This is a genomic window from Agromyces archimandritae, assembly GCF_018024495.1.
GTDB lineage: Bacteria > Actinomycetota > Actinomycetes > Actinomycetales > Microbacteriaceae > Agromyces > Agromyces archimandritae.
Genome location: NZ_CP071696.1, coordinates 612,379 through 632,727, shown reverse-complemented (window position 1 = coordinate 632,727; position 20,349 = coordinate 612,379). Strand labels below are relative to the sequence as shown.

Annotated in this window: 16 protein-coding genes; 7 read left to right on the top strand and 9 right to left on the bottom strand. The window is 71.4% G+C overall.

The features are described from left to right. Positions 1–30: 30 nt before the first annotated feature. The 3 genes from G127AT_RS03020 to aroA all read right to left on the bottom strand — a co-directional run bounded on the left by G127AT_RS03020 (position 31) and on the right by aroA (position 3,920). The gene (locus G127AT_RS03020; RefSeq protein ID WP_244857705.1) at positions 31–1,398 is read right to left on the bottom strand and encodes a short-chain fatty acid transporter; all 1,368 of its coding nucleotides are present in this window, start codon (positions 1,396–1,398) and stop codon (positions 31–33) included. A 114-nt stretch (positions 1,399–1,512) separates the two neighbouring features. Beyond that, entirely contained in the window at positions 1,513–2,550 is a 1,038-nt protein-coding gene (gene rsgA / locus G127AT_RS03015) for a ribosome small subunit-dependent GTPase A (protein WP_210899624.1), read from the bottom strand. Next, positions 2,547–3,920 (bottom strand): 3-phosphoshikimate 1-carboxyvinyltransferase, encoded by a 1,374-nt coding sequence (gene aroA / locus G127AT_RS03010; RefSeq protein ID WP_210899623.1) that lies wholly within the window; start codon positions 3,918–3,920, stop codon positions 2,547–2,549. Before aroA ends, rsgA begins: the two co-directional genes overlap by 4 nt. Before the next feature lie 107 nt (positions 3,921–4,027). Between aroA and G127AT_RS03005 the strand changes: the two genes are divergently transcribed. The 3 genes from G127AT_RS03005 to G127AT_RS02995 all read left to right on the top strand — a co-directional run bounded on the left by G127AT_RS03005 (position 4,028) and on the right by G127AT_RS02995 (position 7,321). Further along, entirely contained in the window at positions 4,028–4,738 is a 711-nt protein-coding gene (locus tag G127AT_RS03005) for a sigma-70 family RNA polymerase sigma factor (RefSeq protein WP_210899621.1), read from the top strand. Next, positions 4,735–5,001, top strand: coding sequence for a zf-HC2 domain-containing protein (locus G127AT_RS03000; protein WP_210899618.1), 267 nt, complete (start codon positions 4,735–4,737; stop codon positions 4,999–5,001). The genes G127AT_RS03005 and G127AT_RS03000 overlap by 4 nt, the downstream gene beginning before the upstream one ends. A 73-nt stretch (positions 5,002–5,074) precedes the next feature. After that, positions 5,075–7,321 carry an MMPL family transporter gene (locus G127AT_RS02995; protein WP_210899616.1) on the top strand — a complete coding sequence of 749 codons (2,247 nt, stop codon included), beginning with the start codon at positions 5,075–5,077 and terminating at the stop codon, positions 7,319–7,321. Positions 7,322–7,386: 65 nt separating this feature from the next. On the opposite strand, the gene G127AT_RS02990 is transcribed toward G127AT_RS02995, so the two are convergent. Then, the gene (locus G127AT_RS02990) at positions 7,387–11,139 is read right to left on the bottom strand and encodes a multifunctional oxoglutarate decarboxylase/oxoglutarate dehydrogenase thiamine pyrophosphate-binding subunit/dihydrolipoyllysine-residue succinyltransferase subunit (RefSeq protein ID WP_210899614.1); all 3,753 of its coding nucleotides are present in this window, start codon (positions 11,137–11,139) and stop codon (positions 7,387–7,389) included. 196 nt (positions 11,140–11,335) lie between these two features. On the opposite strand from G127AT_RS02990, the gene guaB1 reads away from it, so the two are divergent. Next, complete coding sequence (guaB1, locus tag G127AT_RS02985; RefSeq protein WP_210899612.1) at positions 11,336–12,772, top strand: GMP reductase; 1,437 nt, start codon at positions 11,336–11,338, stop codon at positions 12,770–12,772. A gap of 9 nt (positions 12,773–12,781) precedes the next feature. Here the strand turns inward: guaB1 and G127AT_RS02980 are convergent, their stop codons facing one another. Further along, on the bottom strand, positions 12,782–13,585 hold the full coding sequence (locus G127AT_RS02980; protein ID WP_210899610.1) for a sulfite exporter TauE/SafE family protein: 804 nt from the start codon (positions 13,583–13,585) through the stop codon (positions 12,782–12,784). Between the two features lie 306 nt (positions 13,586–13,891). Here G127AT_RS02980 and G127AT_RS02975 point away from each other — a divergent pair, with 306 nt between their 5' ends. Together G127AT_RS02975 and G127AT_RS02970 are read left to right on the top strand one after the other, a co-directional pair. Beyond that, on the top strand, positions 13,892–15,214 hold the full coding sequence (locus G127AT_RS02975) for a hemolysin family protein (RefSeq protein ID WP_210899608.1): 1,323 nt from the start codon (positions 13,892–13,894) through the stop codon (positions 15,212–15,214). After that, the gene (locus G127AT_RS02970; RefSeq protein ID WP_210899606.1) at positions 15,211–16,248 is read left to right on the top strand and encodes a hemolysin family protein; all 1,038 of its coding nucleotides are present in this window, start codon (positions 15,211–15,213) and stop codon (positions 16,246–16,248) included. The genes G127AT_RS02975 and G127AT_RS02970 overlap by 4 nt, the downstream gene beginning before the upstream one ends. A gap of 62 nt (positions 16,249–16,310) precedes the next feature. On the opposite strand, the gene G127AT_RS02965 is transcribed toward G127AT_RS02970, so the two are convergent. Beyond that, on the bottom strand, positions 16,311–16,946 hold the full coding sequence (locus tag G127AT_RS02965) for an HAD family hydrolase (protein WP_210899604.1): 636 nt from the start codon (positions 16,944–16,946) through the stop codon (positions 16,311–16,313). 23 nt (positions 16,947–16,969) lie between these two features. Here G127AT_RS02965 and G127AT_RS02960 point away from each other — a divergent pair, with 23 nt between their 5' ends. Beyond that, the gene (locus tag G127AT_RS02960) at positions 16,970–17,818 is read left to right on the top strand and encodes an ADP-dependent NAD(P)H-hydrate dehydratase (RefSeq protein WP_210899602.1); all 849 of its coding nucleotides are present in this window, start codon (positions 16,970–16,972) and stop codon (positions 17,816–17,818) included. A gap of 26 nt (positions 17,819–17,844) precedes the next feature. On the opposite strand, the gene G127AT_RS02955 is transcribed toward G127AT_RS02960, so the two are convergent. From G127AT_RS02955 to G127AT_RS02945, 3 genes are read right to left on the bottom strand one after another with little or no spacing between them, the layout of a single operon-like run. Continuing rightward, positions 17,845–18,576: an amino acid ABC transporter ATP-binding protein gene (locus G127AT_RS02955; RefSeq protein WP_210899600.1), complete on the bottom strand. Its 732-nt coding sequence runs from the start codon at positions 18,574–18,576 to the stop codon at positions 17,845–17,847. After that, complete coding sequence (locus G127AT_RS02950) at positions 18,573–19,481, bottom strand: amino acid ABC transporter permease (RefSeq protein ID WP_210899598.1); 909 nt, start codon at positions 19,479–19,481, stop codon at positions 18,573–18,575. The genes G127AT_RS02955 and G127AT_RS02950 overlap by 4 nt, the downstream gene beginning before the upstream one ends. 4 nt (positions 19,482–19,485) lie before the next feature. Then, entirely contained in the window at positions 19,486–20,304 is an 819-nt protein-coding gene (locus G127AT_RS02945; RefSeq protein ID WP_210899596.1) for an ABC transporter substrate-binding protein, read from the bottom strand. Positions 20,305–20,349: the final 45 nt, after the last annotated feature.

Here is a 20,349-nt window from a genome sequence, read left to right as displayed (position 1 = left end):
GGCGCGCCCGGGCATCCGCACACGATGCCGCTACAGGGATGCGAACACGAGCGTCGCGGCGAACACGATGCCCGAGGCGATGAGCGTCACGGTCGTGAAGCCCAGGATGTCGCGCATCTTCAGGCCGGCGATCGCCAGCAGCGGGATGGCCCAGAACGGCTGCACCATGTTCGTCCACTGGTCGCCGTAGGCGGTCGCCATGATCGGGATCGCCGGGTCGACGCCGAGTTTCGCGGCCGCGTCGAGCAGGATCGGCGCCTGCACCGCGAACTGCCCGCCGCCGGAGGGCACGAAGAAGTTCACGACGCCCGCCGACAGGAACGCCAGCACGCCGAACGTCGTCGGGTTGGCGATGGCGACGAACCAGTCGGAGAAGACCTGGATGAGGCCCGAGGCGGACATCATGCCCATGATGCCGGCGTAGAGCGGGAACTGCAGGAGGATCTCGCCGACATTCGTCGCCGCCTCCTTGGTGAGCCGGATGACCTCCGTCGGGCTCTTCACGAGCAGCATGATGAGCGCGAGGAACATCCAGTTGACGAGGTCGATCGTGACGGTGCCGCCGCCGGCGAAGTGGATGACGACGTAGGCGACGAGCATGAGCCCGACGATGAGGGTGAGGATGCGGCTCGCGTCGAGACGGTCGGCGGGCGTCTCGACGGGTTCGTCGGCCGGGATCGCCTCGGCGGCGTCCGCGGTGAGCTCGACGATGCGGTCGGTGCCGCGCGGGGCGACGAGCCAGAGCGCGAAGCCGACGACGACGACCGTCGCGATCGCGCCGATGATGTTCCACGGGGCGAAGATCGTCTCCGTGATCGGCAGCACCTCGCCGAGCTGCACGACGATGAAGGAGTCGGGCGTGGCCGCCGTGAGCGGGCCGGATCCCGAATACCCCATGTGCCAGACGACGAAGCCGCTGAAGCCCGAGGCGACGAGCATCGGGAAGTGCAGTCTGAGGCCGCGGCGACGGCCGGAGGCGGCGACCTCTTTCGCGAGGATGCCGCCGACGACGAGGCCGAGGCCCCAGTTGATGAGGGAGGCGACCGCGGCGACCGCGAAGACGAACAGGTACGCCGTCGCCGGCGAGTTCGGCACGTCGGCGAGCCTGGTGAGCAGCCGCCTGACCGGGCGGGTGTTGGCGAGCATGTGCCCGAGCAGCAGGATGAGCGCCATCTGCGTGATGAACGCCAGCAGGCCCGAGAGCCCGTCGCCCCAGCCGCGGACGACGTCGACCGGGGAGGTGCCGGTGAGGGCGACGGCGAGGATCGCGATGATGAGCGTGAGGACGATCGCGAAGACGAGCGCGGATGGGATCCACCGCTCCACGACCGTGTTCACGGGTCTCATGATGCGCGCGAGGGGCGCGCCGGATCGTTCGGTCTGATCGGTCTTGGACATGAATCACCTCTTCGTGATGGGGGCGCCCGACGGCGCGCGGCACACGCGCGCCGTCGGGGGCGCGGGGCCGTCGGGACGCCAGCATAGCGAAGACCTCCGACGTGGCGGGGGAGGCTATCGCAGGGTCTCGAGGAGGCGTTGCAGGGAGTCGAGGCGGGTGCGGCCGGCGGGGCCGAGCTCGCCGGCATCCACCGCCTCGGCGATGGCGCAGTCGGGGGCGTCGGGCAGATGCGTGCAGCCGCGCGGGCATTCCTCGGCGACGCGTGCGAGGTCGGTGAACGCGCCGAGGATGTGATTCGGGTCGACGTGCCCGAGGCCGAAGGAGCGGACGCCGGGGGTGTCGATCACCCATCCGCTGCCGCCGGGGGTGCGGACCCGGAGCGACACCGTCGACGAGGAGGTGTGCCGCCCGCGACCGGTGACGACGTTCACATGCCCCGTCGCGCGGCCGGCGCCGGGCACGAGGGCATTCACGAGGGTCGACTTGCCGACGCCGGAGTGGCCGACGAAGACCGTGCGGTGCCCGGTGAGGGCTTCGGTGATCTCGGCGAGCGGGATGCGGCCGGCGGCCGCGCGGAAGACGGGCAGGTCGAGCCCGGCGAAGTTCGCCAGGAACGGGTCGGGATCGGCCAGATCGGTCTTCGTGACGCACATGAGCGGGCGGATGCCGGCGTCGAAGGCGGCCACGAGGTATCGGTCGACGAGGCGGATGCGCGGTTCGGGGTTCGCGGCGGCGACGACGATGAGCATCTGGTCGGCGTTGGCGACGATGACGCGTTCGACCTCGTCGGTGTCGTCGGCGCTGCGGCGGAGCAGCGTCCGGCGTTCCCCGATCCGCACGATGCGGGCGAGGGTGCCCGCCTCGCCGCTCGTGTCGCCGACGAGGTCGACGACGTCGCCGGTGACGATCGCCTGCCGGCGCAGCTCACGGGCCCGGGCGGCCTGCGCCTCGTGCTCGGCCGGGCCGTCCTCGTCGACGAGCACGGTGTAGCGGCCGCGGTCGACGCCGAGCACGCGGCCGGCGACGGCGTCGGCATGCTCGGGGCGGGTCTTCGTGCGCGGGCGGTTCGCCTTGGGGTTCGGGCGGATGCGGACGTCGGACTCGTCGAACTCCGGTTCGTCCTCGTCGTCGCCCGCGTCCCACCAGCTCATCGGAGCATGGCCTCCCACAGCTCGGGGAACTGCGGGAGCGTCTTGGCGGTCGTCGCGATGTCGTCGACGACCACGCCGGGCACGGCCAGGCCGACGATCGCGCCGGTCGTGGCCATGCGGTGGTCGGCATAGGCGCGCCACGGGCCTCCGTGCAGGGGTGCCGGTTCGATCTCCAAGCCGTCTTCGAGCTCGCGGACGTGCGCGCCGAGGCCGGTGAGCTCGGCGGCGAGGGCCGCGATCCGGTCGGTTTCGTGGTGGCGGATGTGGCCGATGCCGGTGATGCGGCTCGGCTCGTCGGCGAGGGCTGCGAGCGCGACGAGGTTCGGCACGAGTTCTCCGCCCTCGGGCAGGGCGAGATCCACTCCGCGGATGCCGGGCGTTCCGCGCGAGGGGTCGGGTTCGGCCCCGTGCACGGTCACCCGGCCGCCGTCGCGTTCGATGCGGGCCCCGAAGAGCGGGAGCAGTTCGAGCAGCCGATCGCCGACCTGGGTCGTGGATGCCGGCCAGCCGGTGATCGTGACGGCGCCGCCGGTCACGAGCGCGGCGCAGAGGAACGGCGCCGCGTTCGAAAGATCGGGTTCGATGTCGACGTCGAGGGCGCGGATCGGGCCGGGCGCGACATGCCAGTGCCCGTGCGCCTCGCTCTCGACGTGCACGCCGCGCGAGCGCAGCGTGGCGATCGTCATCTCGATATGCGGTTCGCTCGGCAACTCGTCGCCCCGGTGGACGAGGGTGAGGCCGGCCTCGAATCGCGGGGCCGACAGCAGCAGCCCGGAGACGAACTGGCTCGACTCGCTCGCATCGATCTCGATCTCGCCGCCGGCGACGGTGCCCGTGCCGTGCACCGTGAACGGCAGCGTGCCGCGGCGGTCGTCGTCGACGTCGACGCCGAGCTGGCGGAGCGCGCGGATCATCGTCGCCATCGGGCGCCGCCGGGCCCCCTCGTCGCCGTCGAAGGTGGTCGGGCCGAGCCCGAGGGCGGCGACGGGCGGCAGGAAGCGCATCACCGTGCCGGCGAGCCCCGTGTCGACCGTCGTCGACCCGGTCAGCTCCTCGGCCGGCAGCACGCGCAGATCCTCGCCGAAGCCCCCCGAACCCGGCACACGCTCGAAGCCCGTGCCGAGCGCCCGCAACCCCTCGATCATGAGGGCCGTGTCGCGCGAGTGCAGGGGTGCGCGCAGCAGGCTCGGGCCGTCGGCGAGAGCGGCGAGCACGAGCTCCCGATTGGTCAGCGACTTCGAGCCGGGGACGGCGAGGGCGGCATCCACCGGCCCCGTCGCGACGGGCGCGGCCCAGCCCCCGTCCCCCTCTTCGGGACGGTCGTCGCCGTAGGGATCGAACTCGGGTGCGGAATACCTGGAAATCTGCATCGGTTATCACAGTAGTGGCAGCATCAGCGAACGAGAGGAGCGCCATGTCGATCGCCGTACTGGAACGCCCGGTCGCCCCTGAGGCCGACGTCATAGGATGGCCCCTGATGACATCGGATGACCGGGCGGCGAAGCCGTCCCAGACGGACGACGACGGCAGCACGGCCGAGACCGCGCAGACCGAGACCGCGCAGACCGAGACCGCGCAGACCGAGAAGGCGCAGGCCGAGACCGCGCAGGACCTCGGTGCGCTCTTCGAAGAGCAGGCCCTTCCGTACCTCGACCAGCTGTACGCCGCCGCGCTGCGGATGACGAAGAACCCCGCCGACGCGCAGGACCTCGTGCAGGAGACCTTCGTGAAGGCCTACGCGGCCTTCGCGCAGTTCACCCAGGGCACGAACCTGAAGGCCTGGCTCTACCGCATCCTCACGAACAGTTTCATCAACACGTACCGCAAGAAGCAGCGCGAGCCCTACCAGGGCACGATCGACGAGCTCGAGGACTGGCAGCTCGGCGGCGCCGAATCCACCACGGCCCGCTCGAGCCGTTCGGCCGAGGCCGAGGCCATCGACCACCTGCCCGACAGCGCGGTCAAGGACGCCCTTCAGGCCCTGTCCGAGGACTTCCGCCTGGCCGTCTACCTCGCCGACGTGGAGGGATTCTCCTATCAGGAGATCGCCGACATGATGAACACCCCCATCGGGACCGTGATGAGCCGCCTGCATCGTGGCCGGCGTCTGCTCCGCGAGTCCCTGGCCGATTACGCGCGCGAGCAGGGCATCCACGCGCCGGCCCCGACCCCCAGGAGCAAACGATGACCGACTGCGGATGCGACAAGGCGAGAGCCGAGCTCGAAGAGCTTCTGCACGACGAGCTCTGCAGCGAAGACGCCGCCGATGTGCGCGAGCACATGGCCGGCTGCGCGGAGTGCCGCAACGAGTTCCGGGTCGGCATGGTGCTGACCGAGGTCGTGCAGCGCGCCTGCCGCGAGAGCGCTCCCGATGAGCTGCGCTCGGTCGTGCTGACCCGGATCCGCGAGATCCAGGCGGTGCACACGGCCCCCCGCGCCGTCGTCGACTGAGCGCGGCGGCCCGGCGCCGACCAACCTTTCGATGGACGCGCCGAGGCGGGGCAGCGGCGTAGCGTCGAGCACGATGAACGACCGCTCCGCCTCCGCGCCCCCCACCGCCCCGAACACCCGCGTGCCGCGATGGCTGCGCGCCCTCATCCCGACCGTGCTCGTCGCCGCGTGGTTCGCCGCCTTCGCGATCGGCGGTATGGGATTCGCCCAGCTCGGCGACGTCTCCACGAACGATCGCGCACAGTTCCTGCCGGCCGAGGCCGAAGCGACCGAGGTGAACCGGCTGCAGGAGGGCTTCCGCGACTCCGACGCGGTGCCGGCCATCGTCGTCGCCGCCGGCGACGAGGTGCTCGATGATCGTGCGGTGGATGCCGTGGGGGCGCTCCGCGAGGCCGTGCTCGACGTCGACGGGGTGATCGCCGACGAATCCTCGCCCGCCATCGCCTCGGAAGACGGCCGCGCCCTGCAGTTCTTCGCAGCGGTCGACCCCGGCGACGACCCCGACGGGGCGACGGCCGTCGTCGAGGAGATCCGCACCGTCATCGGCGAGCACACGCCGGACGGCGTCGAGGTCGCCGTCACCGGACCGGCCGGGTTCTCCGCCGACCTCATCGAGGCCTTCAGCGGCATCGACGGCCTGCTGCTGGCCGTCGCCCTCGGCGCCGTGTTCGTCATCCTCGTCATCGTCTACCGCTCGCCCCTGCTGCCCTTCATCGTGCTCTTCACGAGCCTGTCGGCCCTCTGCGCCTCGGTCGCGACCGTCGTCGCCCTCGCCCGGGCCGACATCCTGCAGCTGTCGGGCCAGACCCAGGGCATCCTCTTCATCCTCGTCATCGGTGCGGCCACCGACTACGCGCTGCTCTACATCGCGAGATACCGCGAAGCCCTGCAGCACCACGCCCGGAAATGGGACGCGACGTGGGCGGCCCTCAAGGGCGCCTGGGAACCGATCGTCGCCTCGGGCGGCACCGTCATCGTCGCCCTGCTCATCCTGCTCGTCAGCCAACTCGGCTCGAACAAGGGCCTCGGGCCGGTGGCCGCGATCGGGATCGTCATGGCGCTCGCCGCCGCGCTCACCCTCCTTCCGGCGCTCCTGCTGTGGGCCGGCCGCGTCGCGTTCTGGCCGCGGAAGATCTCCGTCGCCCCGGCATCCGCTCCCGAAGGGCACGGCCGACACGAAGCGGACCGCCGCCTGCCGCACGCAGGCGATCCGGCCGCAGAGCGGCCCTCCAAGCTCTGGGCCTCCGTCGGCCGCCTCATCGCCCGCCGCCCGCGCACCGTCTGGATCGGGGCGACGCTCGCGCTCGCGGCGATGTGCCTCGGCCTGTTCGGGCTGAAGGCGGACGGGGTCGCCTCGAGCGAATTCGTCCTCGGCCACTCCGAAGCACGCGACGGGCAGGCCCTGCTCGGCGAGCACTTCCCGGCCGGTTCGGGCACGCCGGCGATCGTCATCGGCGAACAGGCCGAACTGCAGGAGATGGCCGATGCCGCGCTCGCGCAGGGCGGCGTCGACTCCGTCTCCGTGCAGTCGGCCGACTCGCCGTCGGGCCTGGCCCAGGTCACCGCCGACGGCATCCAGGCCTTCGGCCCGCCCGGCACCCCCGCCCCCGAGCCCACCGTCGTCGACGGGAAGGTGCTGCTGCAGCTCACCCTCGCCGACGCCGCCGACTCGCTCGCGGCCGAGGAGACCGTCGGCGCCCTCCGCGCCGGCTACGCGGATGCCGGCATCCACGCCCTCGTCGGCGGCGAGACCGCCGTCGACCTCGACACGAACGCGGCCGCGATCGCCGACCGGACCCTCATCATCCCGCTCGTGCTCGCAGCGATCCTCGTGATCCTCATGCTGCTGCTGCGCTCGATCGTCGCGCCGATCCTGCTCATCGCGAGCGTCGTGCTCTCCTTCGCTGCAGCGCTCGGCGTCTCGGCGCTCGTCTTCGACGGCGTCTTCGGTTTCGCGGGGGCCGACCCCTCGGTGCCGCTGTTCGGCTTCGTGTTCCTCGTCGCCCTCGGCGTCGACTACAACATCTTCCTCATGACCCGGGTGCGCGAGGAGTCGGCGCTGCACGGCACCCGCCGCGGCATCCTCCGCGGCCTCACCCTCACCGGCGGGGTCATCACCTCGGCCGGGCTCGTGCTGGCCGCGACCTTCGCCGCCCTCGGGGTGCTGCCGGTCCTCTTCCTGGCGCAGATCTCGTTCATCGTCGCCTTCGGCGTGCTGCTGGACACGTTCCTGGTCCGCACGCTCCTGGTGCCGGCGCTCGCGACCGATATCGGCCGGAAGGTCTGGTGGCCGTCGAAGCTTGCTCGCGGGGCAGAATAGCCGCAGCGCACGCGAACGGGGCCGGTGGATCATCCACCGGCCCCGTTCGCGTCAGCGCGAGAGGATCAGAGATCGAGCGCGCGCCGGATGAGCTCCGTCTGCTCGGCCGCGTGGCGCTTGGCCGAACCCGTCGCCGGGGCCGCCGACGCCGGGCGCGAAACGACCGAGACGCCGCGGGAGCCGAGCTTCCGGGTCTGCAGGAAGAAATAGGGCCAGGCGCCCTGGTTCTCGGGCTCGTCCTGCGCCCACACCAGCTCGGCGTTCGGGTAGGAATCGACCACGGCCTTCAGCTCGGCACCCGGCAGCGGGTAGAACTGCTCGAGGCGCACGACGGCGACCTCGGGGTTCGGCCGCTTGTCGAGGTCGGCGATCAGGTCGTAGTAGATCTTGCCCGACACGAACACGACCCGCTTGACGGCGGCCTTGTCGGTGATGCGGGCATCGTCGATGACCGGTTCGAAGCGGCCCTGCGTGAAGTCGGCGACCTCGCTCGTCGCACCCCGGAGCCGCAGCATCGCCTTCGGCGTGAAGACCACGAGCGGCCGGCGCGGCCGGGCGTAGGCCTGGCGGCGCAGCAGGTGGAAGTACGAGGCGGGAGTCGACGGCCGGGCGACCGTCATGTTGTTCTCGGCGCACAGCTCCAAGTAGCGCTCGATGCGGGCGCTGGAGTGGTCGGGGCCCTGACCCTCGTAGCCGTGGGGGAGCAGCAGCACCACCGAGGAACGCTGACCCCACTTCTGCTCGGCCGAGGAGATGAACTCGTCGATGATCGTCTGGGCGCCGTTGGCGAAGTCGCCGAACTGCGCCTCCCACAGCACGAGGGCGTCGGCGCGTTCGACCGAGTAGCCGTACTCGAAGCCCATCGCCGCGTACTCCGAGAGCAGCGAGTCGTAGATCCAGAACTTCGCCTGGTTCTCCGAGAGGTTCTGCAGCGGCAGCCACTCCTGGCCGTTCGCGCGGTCGTGGAGCACCGCGTGGCGCTGCACGAAGGTGCCGCGGCGGGCGTCCTGACCGGCCAGGCGCACCGGGGTGCCCTCGACGAGGAGCGAACCGAGGGCGAGCAGCTCGCCGAAGGCCCAGTCGATCTTGCCGTTGCGGCTCATGTCGAGACGCTTGTTCAGCAGCTGCTGGAGCTTCGGATGCACCGTGAAGCCCTCGGGACGGTTGTTGAACGCGTCGCCGATGTGGTGGACGACCTCGACGCCGATCCCGGTGGTGTCGAGTTCGGCCGCGGGCTCGGGCACCGGCACAGGGGCGGTGCCCGGGTTGCCGACGATCGGGATCGCGCCGGTCTGGGCGGCGTGCGTCTCGGCGAAGGCCCGCTCGAGGCGGCCCTGGAAGTCGCGGTGGGCCTCTTCGTACTCCTCCTGCGTGATGTCGCCGCGGCCGACGAGCGCTTCGGTGTAGAGCTTGCGCACCGAACGCTTGGCCTCGATGAGGTTGTACATGATCGGCTGCGTCATCGAGGGGTCGTCGCCCTCGTTGTGCCCGCGGCGGCGGTAGCAGACGAGGTCGATGACGACGTCGCGCTTGAACTCCTGCCGGTAGCGGTAGGCGAGCTCGGCGACCCGGACGACGGCCTCGGGGTCATCGCCGTTCACGTGGAAGATCGGCGCCTGGATGGTCTTGGCGACATCCGTCGAGTAGACCGAGCTGCGGCCCTCGGACGGGATCGTCGTGAAGCCGACCTGGTTGTTGATGTTCACGTGGACGGTGCCGCCGGTGCGGTAGCCGCGCAGCTGCGACATCTGCATCGTCTCGACGACGACGCCCTGGCCGGCCATGGCCGCATCGCCGTGGATGAGGATCGGCAGCGTCGAGAAGGTGCCGATGGGCTTGCGGTCCTGCTTGGCGCGCACGATGCCCTCGAGCACGCCGTCGACGGCCTCGAGGTGCGAGGGGTTCGCGGCGAGCGAGACGGGGATCTGGCGGCCGTCGTCGGCGGTGAAGGTGCCCTCGGTACCGAGGTGGTACTTCACATCGCCGGAGCCGGATGCGCTGAGGTCCTGCGTGCCCTCGAACTCGCGGAAGATCTGTCCGTAGGTCTTGCCGGCGATATTCGTCAGCACGTTCAGCCGGCCGCGGTGGGCCATGCCGATCGCGACCTCGTCCAGGCCCTCCTTCGCGGCGCCCTGCAGCACCTCGTCGAGGAGGGCGATGACGGACTCGCCGCCCTCGAGGCTGAAGCGCTTCTGGCCGACGTACTTGGTCTGCAGGAACGTCTCGAAGGCCTCGGCCTCGTTGAGCTTGCGGAGGATGCGCATCTGCTCGTCGTGGGTGGGCTTCTCGTACTTGCGCTCGACCTGGTCCTGCACCCACTTGCGCTGCACCGGGTCCTGGATGTGCATGTACTCGATGCCGATCGTGCGGCAGTACGAATCGCGGAGGATGCCGAGGATCTCGCGGAGCGTCGAGGTGCGCTTCTCGCCGAAGCCGCCCGTGACGAATTCGCGGTCCAGATCCCAGAACGTCAGGCCGTGGCTCTCGATCTCGAGATCGTGGTGGGAGCGCTGCAGGTACTCCAGCGGGTCGGTGTCGGCCATGAGGTGGCCGCGCACGCGGTAGGAGTTGATGAGCTCCTGCACACGGGCCGTCTTGTCGACGGCGCTGGCGAGGTCGACGTTGATGTCGGGCGCCCACTTGATCGGCGCGTAGGGCAGCCGGAGGGCGGCGAAGACGCCCTCGTAGAAGCCGCGCTGGCCGATGAGCAGCTCGTGCACCTTCTTCAGGAACTCGCCCGAGCCGGCGCCCTGGATGACGCGGTGGTCGTAGGTCGAGGTCAGGGTGATCGTCTTGCCGATCGCCAGGCCCGCGAGCGTCTTCGCGCTCGCGCCCTGGAACTCAGCCGGGTACTCGAGGGCGCCGGCGCCGATGATGCAGCCCTGCCCCTTCATGAGGCGCGGGACCGAGTGCACGGTGCCGATGCCGCCCGGGTTGGTGAGGGACACGGTGGCGCCGGCGAAGTCGTCGGCCTTCAGCTTGTTGGCGCGGGCACGCTGGACGAGGTCCTCGTAGGCGGCGAGGTAGTCGTTGAAGCTCAGGGTCTCGGCGCGCTTGATCGCCGGCACGAGCAGGGCGCGCGATCCGTCGGGCTTGGGTACGTCGATCGCGATGCCGAGGCCGATGTGGGCGGGCTTGACGAGCGAGGGCTTGCCGTCGACGACGTCGTAGAAGACGTTCTGGCTCGGGAACTCCTTCAGCGCCTGGATGAGCGCCCAGCCGATCAGGTGGGTGAAGGAGACCTTGCCGCCGCGCGAGCGCGCGAGGTGGTTGTTGATGACGATCCGGTTGTCGATCATGAGCTTGGCCGGGATCGTGCGCACGCTCGTGGCGGTCGGCACGGTCAGGCTCACGTCCATGTTCGCCGCGAGGCTCTTGGCCATGCCCTTCAGGGGCTTCGTCTCGTCCTGCGGTTCGTCCTCGGCGGCGACCGCCTGCGGGCTCGTGATCGGCAGGTCGGCCGGCACGGCGCCGGTGCGCGGGGCGACCGAGGTCGTGCGCGCGGCGGGGGTCTGGCCGATGACCGGGGCCGGGGCGGTCGCCGGCGCGGGCGCCGGGGCTGCCGGGGCGGATGCCTCGGGTTCGGGCAGACCGGGAGCGGACGCCTGCCCTTCCGCGGCGGCCGGGGCGGCCGGCTGCGCGGGGGCGGCGCCCGTCTTCACCTGCTGGTACTGCTCGAGCACCGGCCACCAGGTCTTGTCGACGGATTCGCGGTCGACGATGAACTTCTCGTACATCTCGTCGACGAGCCACTCATTGGCTCCGAATTCGCCGGACGTCGTCTCGTCGGGTCCCGACCCGGTCAACTGGCTCGACACAGCCTCTCGCCCACTCTCTCCGTTGGTGCTGGAATAGCTCATGATGATTGGACGGCGGCCGGCCTCTTCGGGCCGTGCGCACGGGCAGCACGCAGTGAAAACCGCCTCGTCAAGCCTACCCCGTCCCGGATGCGGGACCGGCCGGGAGCGCCGCCGTCGACGGTCGGCGGGCACCGGCGGCCGGTACCCTTGGAGCATGCAGTTCTATCGCACGGAGCCGAGTCACGACCTGACGTATTCGGACGTGTTCCTCGTTCCCAGCCGCTCCGATGTGACGAGCCGTCTCGACGTCTCGCTCGCCCCCGACGACGGCTCCGGGGCATCCATCCCGCTCGTCTCGGCGAACATGAACTCGGTCACCGGCGGGCGCCTCGCCGCGACCCTCGCGCGGCGCGGAGGCATCGGCGTGCTGCCGCAGGATCTGAACCTGCAGGAGCTCGACGCCGCCATCCGCTGGGTCAAAGACCAGCACCCCGCCTTCGACACCCCGTTCGCTTTCTCGCCCGAGCAGACCGTCGCCGACGCCCTCGAGCTCGTGCCGCCGGCCGCCGGCCAGGGCGTCGTGCTCGGCGGCGACGGCGGATACGCCGGCTGCATCCCCGCCGAACGCCTCGCCCGGGCCCTGCCCGACGCGCGCCTCGGCGACCTCGTGCACTCGGGGCTCACCGCGATCGATGCCGACGACGTCGACGGCCCGCGTGCCGTCTTCGACCTCATGGTCGCGGCCGATCTCGACTTCGCGCCGGTGCTCCGCCACGGCGAGCTCGTCGGCACGGTCAGCCGCAAGAGCGCGCTGCGCGGCACGATCTACCGGCCGAACATCGACGCCGACGGGCGTCTGCGGGTGGCCGCCGCCGTCGGCATCAACGGCGACGTCGCCGACAAGGCGAAGGCGCTCGTCGCCGCCGGCGTCGACATGCTCGTCGTCGACACGGCCCACGGGCATCAGGAGGGCATGATCCGGGCCGTCCGCACCGTGCGCGGGCTCGGCCTCGGCGTGCCGATCGTGGCCGGCAACATCGTCACGGCCGACGCCGTCGCCGACCTCGTGGATGCCGGCGCCGACGTGCTGAAGGTCGGCGTCGGCCCCGGCGCCATGTGCACCACGCGCATGATGACGGCCGTGGGCCGCCCGCAGTTCTCCGCCGTGCTCGAGACCGCCGAAGCGGCCCGCGAACTCGGCGCGAAGGTGTGGGCCGACGGCGGCGTGCGCTACCCGCGCGACGTCGCGCTCGCCCTCGCGGCCGGCGCCTCCTCCGTGATGATCGGCTCCTGGTTCGCCGGGACCGTCGAGGCGCCCGGCCGCCTCCGCGCCGACGCCGACGGGCGGCTCTTCAAGGAGAGCTGGGGCATGGCCTCGACCAAGGCCGTCCGTGACCGCTTCGGTCGCCTCTCCGCCTACGAACTGGCCCGCAAGGAGCTCTTCGCCGAGGGCATCTCCTCGAGCTCGATCTACCTCGACCCGCTGCGCCCCTCGCTCGAGGACCTGCTCGACATGATCACTTCCGGCGTGCGCAGTTCGCTCACCTACGCCGGGGCGCGTTCGATCGAGGAGTTCCGCGAGCGGGCGCTCGTCGGCATCCAGTCGGCGGCGGGCTACGAAGAGGGCAAGGCGCTGCCGGTCAGCTGGTAGCCGGCCGGCTCAGCGGTGCCGCCCGCGCAGCGCGCGCACGGTGAGCTGCACCGCGGCGATCACGAGGAGCGCGGCGAAGAGCCAGCCGCTCACCTCCGCCGGCACGAGGAACGCGAACGAGACGCCCACGAGCGAGCAGATCGTCGCCGCGAGCCCGACGACGGCGCCCGCCCGCAGATCCACGAGGCCGGCGCGAACGTTCGCGAAGGTGCCGCTCGCCGCCGTCGGCAGCATGATCGCCAGCGACGTGCCCTTGGCGACGAGATCGCCCGCACCGAAGAGGGCCACGAGCGCCGGCACGGCCACGACCCCGCCGCCGATGCCGAACAGGCCCGAGGCGATGCCGATGAGGATGCCGATGCCGAACAGCGCGAACGGCGTCCACCAGGCGAAGTCGATGCCGTCGCCGCCGCGGGGCGGCGCGACGAGCGCCATCCGGGCCGCCACGACGATGAGCAGGGCGATGAACGCCCAGCGCAGCACCCCGAGCGGCAGCCGCCTGAGCAGCCGGGCTCCGAGGAAGGAGCCGGTCACGCCGCCGGCGGCGACGAAGAGGGCGGCGAGCCAGTCGACCTGCCCGGCAAGCGCGTAGCTCGTGGCCCCGGCGACGGATGCCGGCACGATCGCGGCCAGCGAGGTCGCCGCCGCATGCCGCTGGTCCATCCGGCCGAAGCCGACGAGCAGCGGCACCATGAGGATGCCGCCGCCGACCCCGAACATGCCCGAGAGCAGGCCGCCGGCGGCGCCGATCACGGCGAGGCGGAGCCGGCGCGGGGGCGCACCGGCATCCATCGGGGAATCGTCGCGAGGCACCCCGACATGCTAGGTCGTGTTGCGGAACTCCGCACGCGCTGCGGCGCACGACGGGCGGCCGTTTGCTGCGTTGTCGTCGTCGGCCTCACCTCCAGTGAGGCTCTCCTCCTCCGCCTTGCATCCGGTCGCCCATCGCACGTCCTCGCCGCGCACGGAGTTCCGCAACACGACCTAGCGGCGGAAGACCGCCCGGATCCGGCCGATCCACAGATCCGCGCCGATATACTGCTGTGATCATGGACGACCCGCCCTCTGCGAAATCCCCCGGTCATAGACCCGTGCCCGTGATCGATCGGGGAGGTGCGGATGTCTGAGTGGATCCTGCTCGGCATCGGACTCCTGCTCACGATCGGCACGGGCTTCTTCGTCGCCAGCGAGTTCGCGCTGGTCAATCTCGATCGCGCCGAACTCGAATCCCGCCGCGCCAAGGGCGAGACCAGGCTCGGCCTCACCATCGCCGCGCTGAAGATCACCTCGACGCACCTCTCCGGTGCGCAGCTCGGCATCACCCTCACCACCCTGCTCACCGGGTACACGATGGAGCCGGCGATCACGTCGCTGCTGTCGGGGCCGCTGGCCGGCATCGGCGTGCCCGAGGAGTTCCGTGCGCCCGTCGGGGCGACGACGGCGATGGTCGTGGCGACGCTGCTGTCGATGGTGCTCGGCGAGCTCGTGCCGAAGAACTTCGCCCTCGCATTGCCGCGGGCGACCGCGAAGGTCGTCATGCCCTTCCAGGTCGCCTTCACCTGGCTGTTCCGCTTCGCGATCTCCGGGCTGAACGGCAGCGCGAACGGCATCCTGCGCGCCTTCGGCATCGAACCGAAGGAAGAGCTCTCCGGAGCCCGCAGCCCCGAAGAGCTCTCCTCGCTCGTGCGCCGCTCGGCCAGCGCCGGCATGCTCGAGCAGGACACGGCGACGCTGCTCGGGCGCACGCTGCGCTTCTCCGGGCATACCGCCTCCGACGTCATGACGCCGCGCCCGCGCATCGCGAGCATCCAGCGTCAGGACACGGCCGAGGCCGTCATCGAACTCGCCAAGCAGACCGGGTTCTCCCGCTTCCCGGTCTTCGACGAGAACCTCGACGACGTCGTCGGCATCGTCCACGTCAAGCAGGCCGTCGCCGTGCCGCGCGAGCGCCGCGCATCCGTGCCCGCCTCGGCGCTGCAGTCCGAGGCGCTCCGCGTGCCCGAGACGATGCACCTCGACGCGCTCCTCGAGGAGCTGCGCGGCCGCGGCTACCAGGTGGGCGTCGTCGTCGACGAGTACGGGGGAACCGCCGGTGTGGCGACCCTCGAGGACCTCGTCGAGGAGCTCGTCGGCGAAGTCTCCGACGAGCACGACCGCTCCCGCGCGGGGGTCGTCGTGCGCGACGAGGAGATCTCCTTCCCCGGCATCCTCCGCCCCGACGAACTCGTCGAACGCACCGGCATCCGCGTGCCCGAGGACGGCGACTACGAAACCGTCGCCGGCTTCGTGATGGCCCGCCTCGGCCGCCTGCCCGAGGTCGGCGACCACATCGCGATCGACTCCGGCACCCTGACCGTGCACCGCCTCGACGGTCGTCGCATCGACCGCATCCGCTTCACGCCGGCCCCCGTGCCGGCCGTCGCCGAGGAGGCCGGACGATGAGCGACTGGGCCGGAATCGCCTGGCTGTTCGTGCTGCTCGTGGCGAACGCCTTCTTCGTCGGCGCCGAGTTCGCCGTCATCTCGGCGCGCCGCTCGCAGATCGAGCCCCTCGCCGAGCAGGGCCGTCGCAGCGCCAAGACCGCTCTGTGGGCCATGGAGCACGCGACCCTCATGCTCGCGATGAGCCAGCTCGGCATCACCATCTGCTCCCTGCTCATCCTGAACGTCTCCGAGCCGGCGATCCACCACCTGCTCGAGCTGCCGTTGGCCCTCACCGGCTGGTCGGAGGAGGTCGTCGGCGGGATCGCGTTCGTCATCGCCCTCGTCGTCGTCTCGTACCTGCACGTCGTCTTCGGCGAGATGGTGCCGAAGAACCTCTCCTTCTCGATCCCCGACAAGGCCGTGCTCGTGCTGGCGCCGCCGCTCGTGTTCATCGCGCGCATCTTCCGCCCCGTCATCGTCTCGCTGAACGCGATCGCGAACGGCGTGCTCCGGCTCTTCCGCGTCGAGCCGAAGAGCGAAGCGGCCAGCACCTTCACGCTCGAGGAGGTGCAGACGATCGTCGACCAATCCCGTCGCGAGGGCGTGCTCGAGGATGCGAGCGGCACCCTGACCGCCGCGTTCGAATTCACCGCCAAACGGGTCAAGGACGTCGCCGTGCCCCAGCGCGACCTCGTGAGCCTGCCGCCGGAGGCCACCCCCGGCGACGTCGAGCGGGCCGTTGCCCGTCACGGCTTCTCGCGGTACGTGCTGCGCGGCGCCGACGGCGAACCCGACGGATACGTGCACCTGAAGGACGTCATCGATCTCGACGACGACGAGTTCGACCTGCCGATCCCGCCCAAGCGCGTGCGGCAGCTCGTCTCCATCTGGGACGGCACCGATCTCGAAGACGCGCTGGCGACCATGCGCCGCCTCGGCACGCACGTCGCGCGCGCCTTCGACGAGCAGGGCGCGACGACGGGCGTCATCTTCCTCGAGGACATCATCGAGGAGCTCGTCGGCGAGGTGCAGGACGCGACCAGGCGCAACTGAGCCGTGCCGGGTGCGGATGCCGGGGCGCGCCCTCGGCATCCGCACCCGGCCCCCGGGCGCGCTCAGCGCGCTTCGGCGCGCAGCCAGGCCTCGAGGGCGCCGGCGTCGGTGAAGACGTGGCCGCGGCCGCCGAGGGCGCGGGCGGCCTCGACGTTCTCGACCTTGTTGTCGATGAACACGAACTGCGACGGCGCGATGCCGAGCTCCTGCATGACGTGCTCGTAGATCGCGGCATCGGGCTTCACGAGCCGCAGCTCGCCGCTGACGAAGACGCGCTCGAACCAGTGCGCGAAGCCGCCGTGGGCGAGCCAGCCGCCGTAGTCGGCTGCGGCGTTCGAGCACACGGCCAGGCGTGTGCCGCCGTCGTGGAGGGCGCGGACGACGCGGAGCACCTCGGGGTTCACGCTCAGCCAACTGCGGTGGTCCAGGGCCCACAGCTCGGCGGCGTCGACCTCGTCCCAGTCGGCGCCGGTGTCGGCGGCGACCAGCCGCCAGTACTCCTGGATGGACGTCGTGCCCTCGTCGAGGCCGCGCCGGTGCGACCAGTACGCGGCTTGGAAGGCGGCGGGATCCACCCCCGAACGGGCTATGAGCGCGGCCTGGTCGGCGACGGAGGGCGCCAGCGAGACGACCTCGCCGTAGTCGAAGACGACGACGGCGTCGCGAAGCGTGATCGGTGCGGGGGCTGTATTCGGCATCCGCTCCAACATATCGTTGAGCCATGACGGAGACCTGGCGGGAATGGGCGGCCGAGGACACGGCCGCATGGATCCGGGTGCCGGGCGCCGGCGACGACAAGTACGCCAGGGGCGTGCTCGGCGTCATCACCGGCTCGCACGACTACCCCGGTGCCGCGGTGCTCGGGGTCGAGGCGGCCAACCGCGCCGGCATCGGCATGGTGCGCTATACGGGGCCGCGCGCGCTCGGCGCCCTCGTGCTCGCCCGCCGCCCCGAGACCGTGCTCGTGACCGGCCGCGTGCAGGCCTGGCTGCTCGGTTCGGGGATGGATGCCGGCAAACGCAACTTCCTGCTGCAGGGCGAACTCAGCCACGCCCTGGCCTCCGGCCAGCCCGTCGTGCTCGACGCCGGCGCCCTCGACCTCGTCGGTGTGCACACGGGCCCCACCGTCATCACCCCGCACGCCCGCGAACTGCAGCGGCTGCTCGACGCACGCGAGATCCCCGCGAGCCTCGAGGAGATCCGCGAGGCGCCGGGGGAGTGGGCCGTGCGCGCCGCGAACGAGCTCGGCACCGCCGTGCTGCTGAAGGGCGCAGTCACCCATATCGCCGACCCGACCGGTGCCCGGTACACGGTCACCGCGCCCGGCCACTGGCTCGCCACCGCCGGCACCGGCGACGTGCTCGGCGGCATCCTCGGCGCCTTCGCCGCCGGCCATGCCGACGCCCTCGCGCTCGAGGCGGGCGCCATCACGGCGCTCGCGGCATCCGCCGCCTTCGTGCACGGCCAGGCCGCGGCGGTCGCGAGCCTGGCGCGCGGCGGCGGGCCCGTCACCGCACTCGACGTCGCCGACGCCGTGCCGCCGGTGATCGGCGAACTCGCGGCGATGTAGCGCGCCGGGGCGGCCATCCGAGGGCTTCAGCCGAGGAAGCGGGCGAGGAACTCGCGGGTGCGCGCCTCGCGCGGGGCGCCGAAGAACTCGGCCGGCGGCCCCTGCTCGAGCACCCGCCCCTCGTCGAGGAAGACGACCCGGTCGGCGACCTCGCGTGCGAAGGCCATCTCGTGCGTCGCCATGAGGATCGTCGTGCCCTCGCCGGCGAGCCGCCGCACGAGCTCCAGCACCTCGCCGACCAGCTCGGGGTCGAGCGCGCTCGTCACCTCGTCGAGGAGGAGCAGCTCCGGTTCCGTCATGATCGCCCGCACGATCGCGACCCGCTGCTGCTGCCCGCCCGAGAGCCGGTCGGGGAATGCACCGGTGTGCTCGGCGAGCCCGATCGAGTCGAGCAGTTCGCGTGCCCGCTCCTCGGCCGCGAGCCGCGGCATCCGGTGCACGAGGCGCGCCGCGAGCGTCACATTCTCGAGCACCGACAGGTGCGGGAAGAGGTTGTAGTGCTGGAACACGGCGCCGATGCGGCTGCGGACGCGGTCGGCATCCGCTCGGGGGTCGGAGATGTCCTCTCCGCCCAGCAGGATCCGCCCGTCGTCGATGTGCTCGAGGAGGTTCACCGTGCGCAGCAGCGTCGACTTGCCCGACCCCGAGGCGCCGACGAGGGCCACGACCTCGTGCCGGTCGACGTCGAGGTCGATGCCGCGGAGCACCTGCCGCTCCCCGAAATCGCAGCGCACGCCGCTGAGGCTCAGCAGGCTCATACGAGGCCTCCCACCTGTTCGCGGGCGCGCATGCGCGCCGACACCCAGTCGGTCAGGCGGATCATCGGCCAGGCGAGCACGACGAAGCAGAGGCCCGCGACGACGTAGGGGGTGAAGTTGAAGAACTGGGCCGTCTGGATCTGCGCCGCACGCACCGCGTCGACGGCGCCGAGCACCGAGATCAGCCCGACGTCCTTCTGCATCGCGACGAAGTCGTTCATGAGGGCCGGCGTGACGTTGCGGATCGCCTGCGGCAGCACGACGCGGCGAAGCGTCTGCCCGTGGCTGAGACCGAGGGCGCGGGCCGCGAGCCGCTGCGAGGGGTGCACGGCCGTCATGCCCGCCCGGAGCACCTCGGCGACGTAGGCCCCGTACACGAGGATGAGGGCGATCGTGCCCCAGACGGCCACGTCGACGCGCGGGAAGAAACCGAGGCCCGGCACGCCGAAGCCCACGAGATAGAGCACGATGAGGAGCGGCAGGCCGCGGAACAGGTCGGTGTAGCCGGCGGCGAGCGCCCGGAGCGGGAAGAACACCGGGCCGCGAAGCGTGCGGAGCGTCGCCGTGACGACCGCGACGACGGCGACGCCGATCGCGGCGAAGACGAGCACGCGCAGGTTCAGCCAGAGACCGTCGAGCACCTTCGGCAGCGAGGCGAGGGCGATATCCGGGTCGAAGAAGGTCTGCTGGACGCGGGCCCAGCCGGGCGTCTGCACGACGAAGAGCCAGACGAGCACGGCGAAGGCGAGGGTGGATGCCGCGCTCACCGCCACGCTCGTCGCCGTCTGCCGGCGACGGTACGCCCGTCGCCCGCGCTCGAGCTCGCTCGGCCGCCACGGTTCGCCTGCGGCCTCGACGGTGCCTGCGGCCTCGACGGTGCGGGCGGGCTCGGCGGGCTCGGTCATGGCCTCAGCGGAGCACCGGCGCGTCGCCGGCATCGGCGAGCCACGTCGCGGCGAGCTCGTCGAGGGTTCCGTCCTCCCGCAGGGCGTCCACGGCCGCCGACACCTTCTCGGTGAGCGCCGAGCCCTTCGGCAGCACGAAGCCGAACTCGTCGCCGGTGCCGGCCGACGGCGGCAACTGCCCGACGATGACGCCGTCGTCGAGTTCGGCGCCGGTCAGGTAGAACGCAGTCGGCAGATCGACGACGATCGCGTCGACCTGCCCGTTCTCGAGGGCGAGCTTCGCGTCGTCGTTCGAGTTGAACACCTGCGTGCCGGCATCCGGCGCGATCGAGGCCTCGACCGCGCCGAAGCTCGTCGTGCCCGTCTGCGCCCCGATGAGCAGCGGCTTCAGATCCGCCAGGCTCCGGGCATCCGCCGCGGGCGAGTCGCCCGTCGTCACGACCACCTGCGTCGTCTCGTAGTACGGCGTGGAGAAGTCGACGTTCTCGGCCCGCTCAGGGGTGATCGAGAACTGCTGCAGGTTCACATCGAAGTCCTTCGGCCCGGGCTGGATGGCCTCTTCGAACGTCGTGCGCACCCAGACGACCTCCTCGTAGCCGAGTTCGGCGGCCACCGCATAGGCGACGGCGGACTCGAAGCCCTCGCCGCTCTCGGGCTCGTCGTCGACGACCCACGGCGAATAGGCGGGCTCGCCCGTGCCGACGGTGAGCACCCCGGGCGTCACCTCGCCCGTGCCGGTCGACTGCGGAGCCGGGTCGGCGGTGCAGCCTGCCGTGACCAGGGCGGCCGCGGCGACGACGAGGAAGAGCGGGATGCGGGTCATGGGAACCTCCGGGCAGGGTGTGGATCCAGCATCCCGCATCGGCAC

Excerpts from the sequence above, each read along its gene's own strand:
- G127AT_RS03020 (WP_244857705.1), bottom strand. The coding sequence starts at position 1,398 with ATGTCCAAGACCGATCAGACCGAACGATCCGGCGCGCCCCTCGCGCGC.
- rsgA (WP_210899624.1), bottom strand. The coding sequence starts at position 2,550 with ATGAGCTGGTGGGACGCGGGCGACGACGAGGACGAACCGGAGTTCGAC.
- aroA (WP_210899623.1), bottom strand. The coding sequence starts at position 3,920 with ATGCAGATTTCCAGGTATTCCGCACCCGAGTTCGATCCCTACGGCGAC.
- G127AT_RS03005 (WP_210899621.1), top strand. The coding sequence starts at position 4,028 with ATGACATCGGATGACCGGGCGGCGAAGCCGTCCCAGACGGACGACGAC.
- G127AT_RS03000 (WP_210899618.1), top strand. The coding sequence starts at position 4,735 with ATGACCGACTGCGGATGCGACAAGGCGAGAGCCGAGCTCGAAGAGCTT.
- G127AT_RS02995 (WP_210899616.1), top strand. The coding sequence starts at position 5,075 with ATGAACGACCGCTCCGCCTCCGCGCCCCCCACCGCCCCGAACACCCGC.
- guaB1 (WP_210899612.1), top strand. The coding sequence starts at position 11,336 with ATGCAGTTCTATCGCACGGAGCCGAGTCACGACCTGACGTATTCGGAC.
- G127AT_RS02975 (WP_210899608.1), top strand. The coding sequence starts at position 13,892 with ATGTCTGAGTGGATCCTGCTCGGCATCGGACTCCTGCTCACGATCGGC.
- G127AT_RS02970 (WP_210899606.1), top strand. The coding sequence starts at position 15,211 with ATGAGCGACTGGGCCGGAATCGCCTGGCTGTTCGTGCTGCTCGTGGCG.
- G127AT_RS02965 (WP_210899604.1), bottom strand. The coding sequence starts at position 16,946 with ATGCCGAATACAGCCCCCGCACCGATCACGCTTCGCGACGCCGTCGTC.
- G127AT_RS02960 (WP_210899602.1), top strand. The coding sequence starts at position 16,970 with ATGACGGAGACCTGGCGGGAATGGGCGGCCGAGGACACGGCCGCATGG.
- G127AT_RS02955 (WP_210899600.1), bottom strand. The coding sequence starts at position 18,576 with ATGAGCCTGCTGAGCCTCAGCGGCGTGCGCTGCGATTTCGGGGAGCGG.
- G127AT_RS02950 (WP_210899598.1), bottom strand. The coding sequence starts at position 19,481 with ATGACCGAGCCCGCCGAGCCCGCCCGCACCGTCGAGGCCGCAGGCACC.
- G127AT_RS02945 (WP_210899596.1), bottom strand. The coding sequence starts at position 20,304 with ATGACCCGCATCCCGCTCTTCCTCGTCGTCGCCGCGGCCGCCCTGGTC.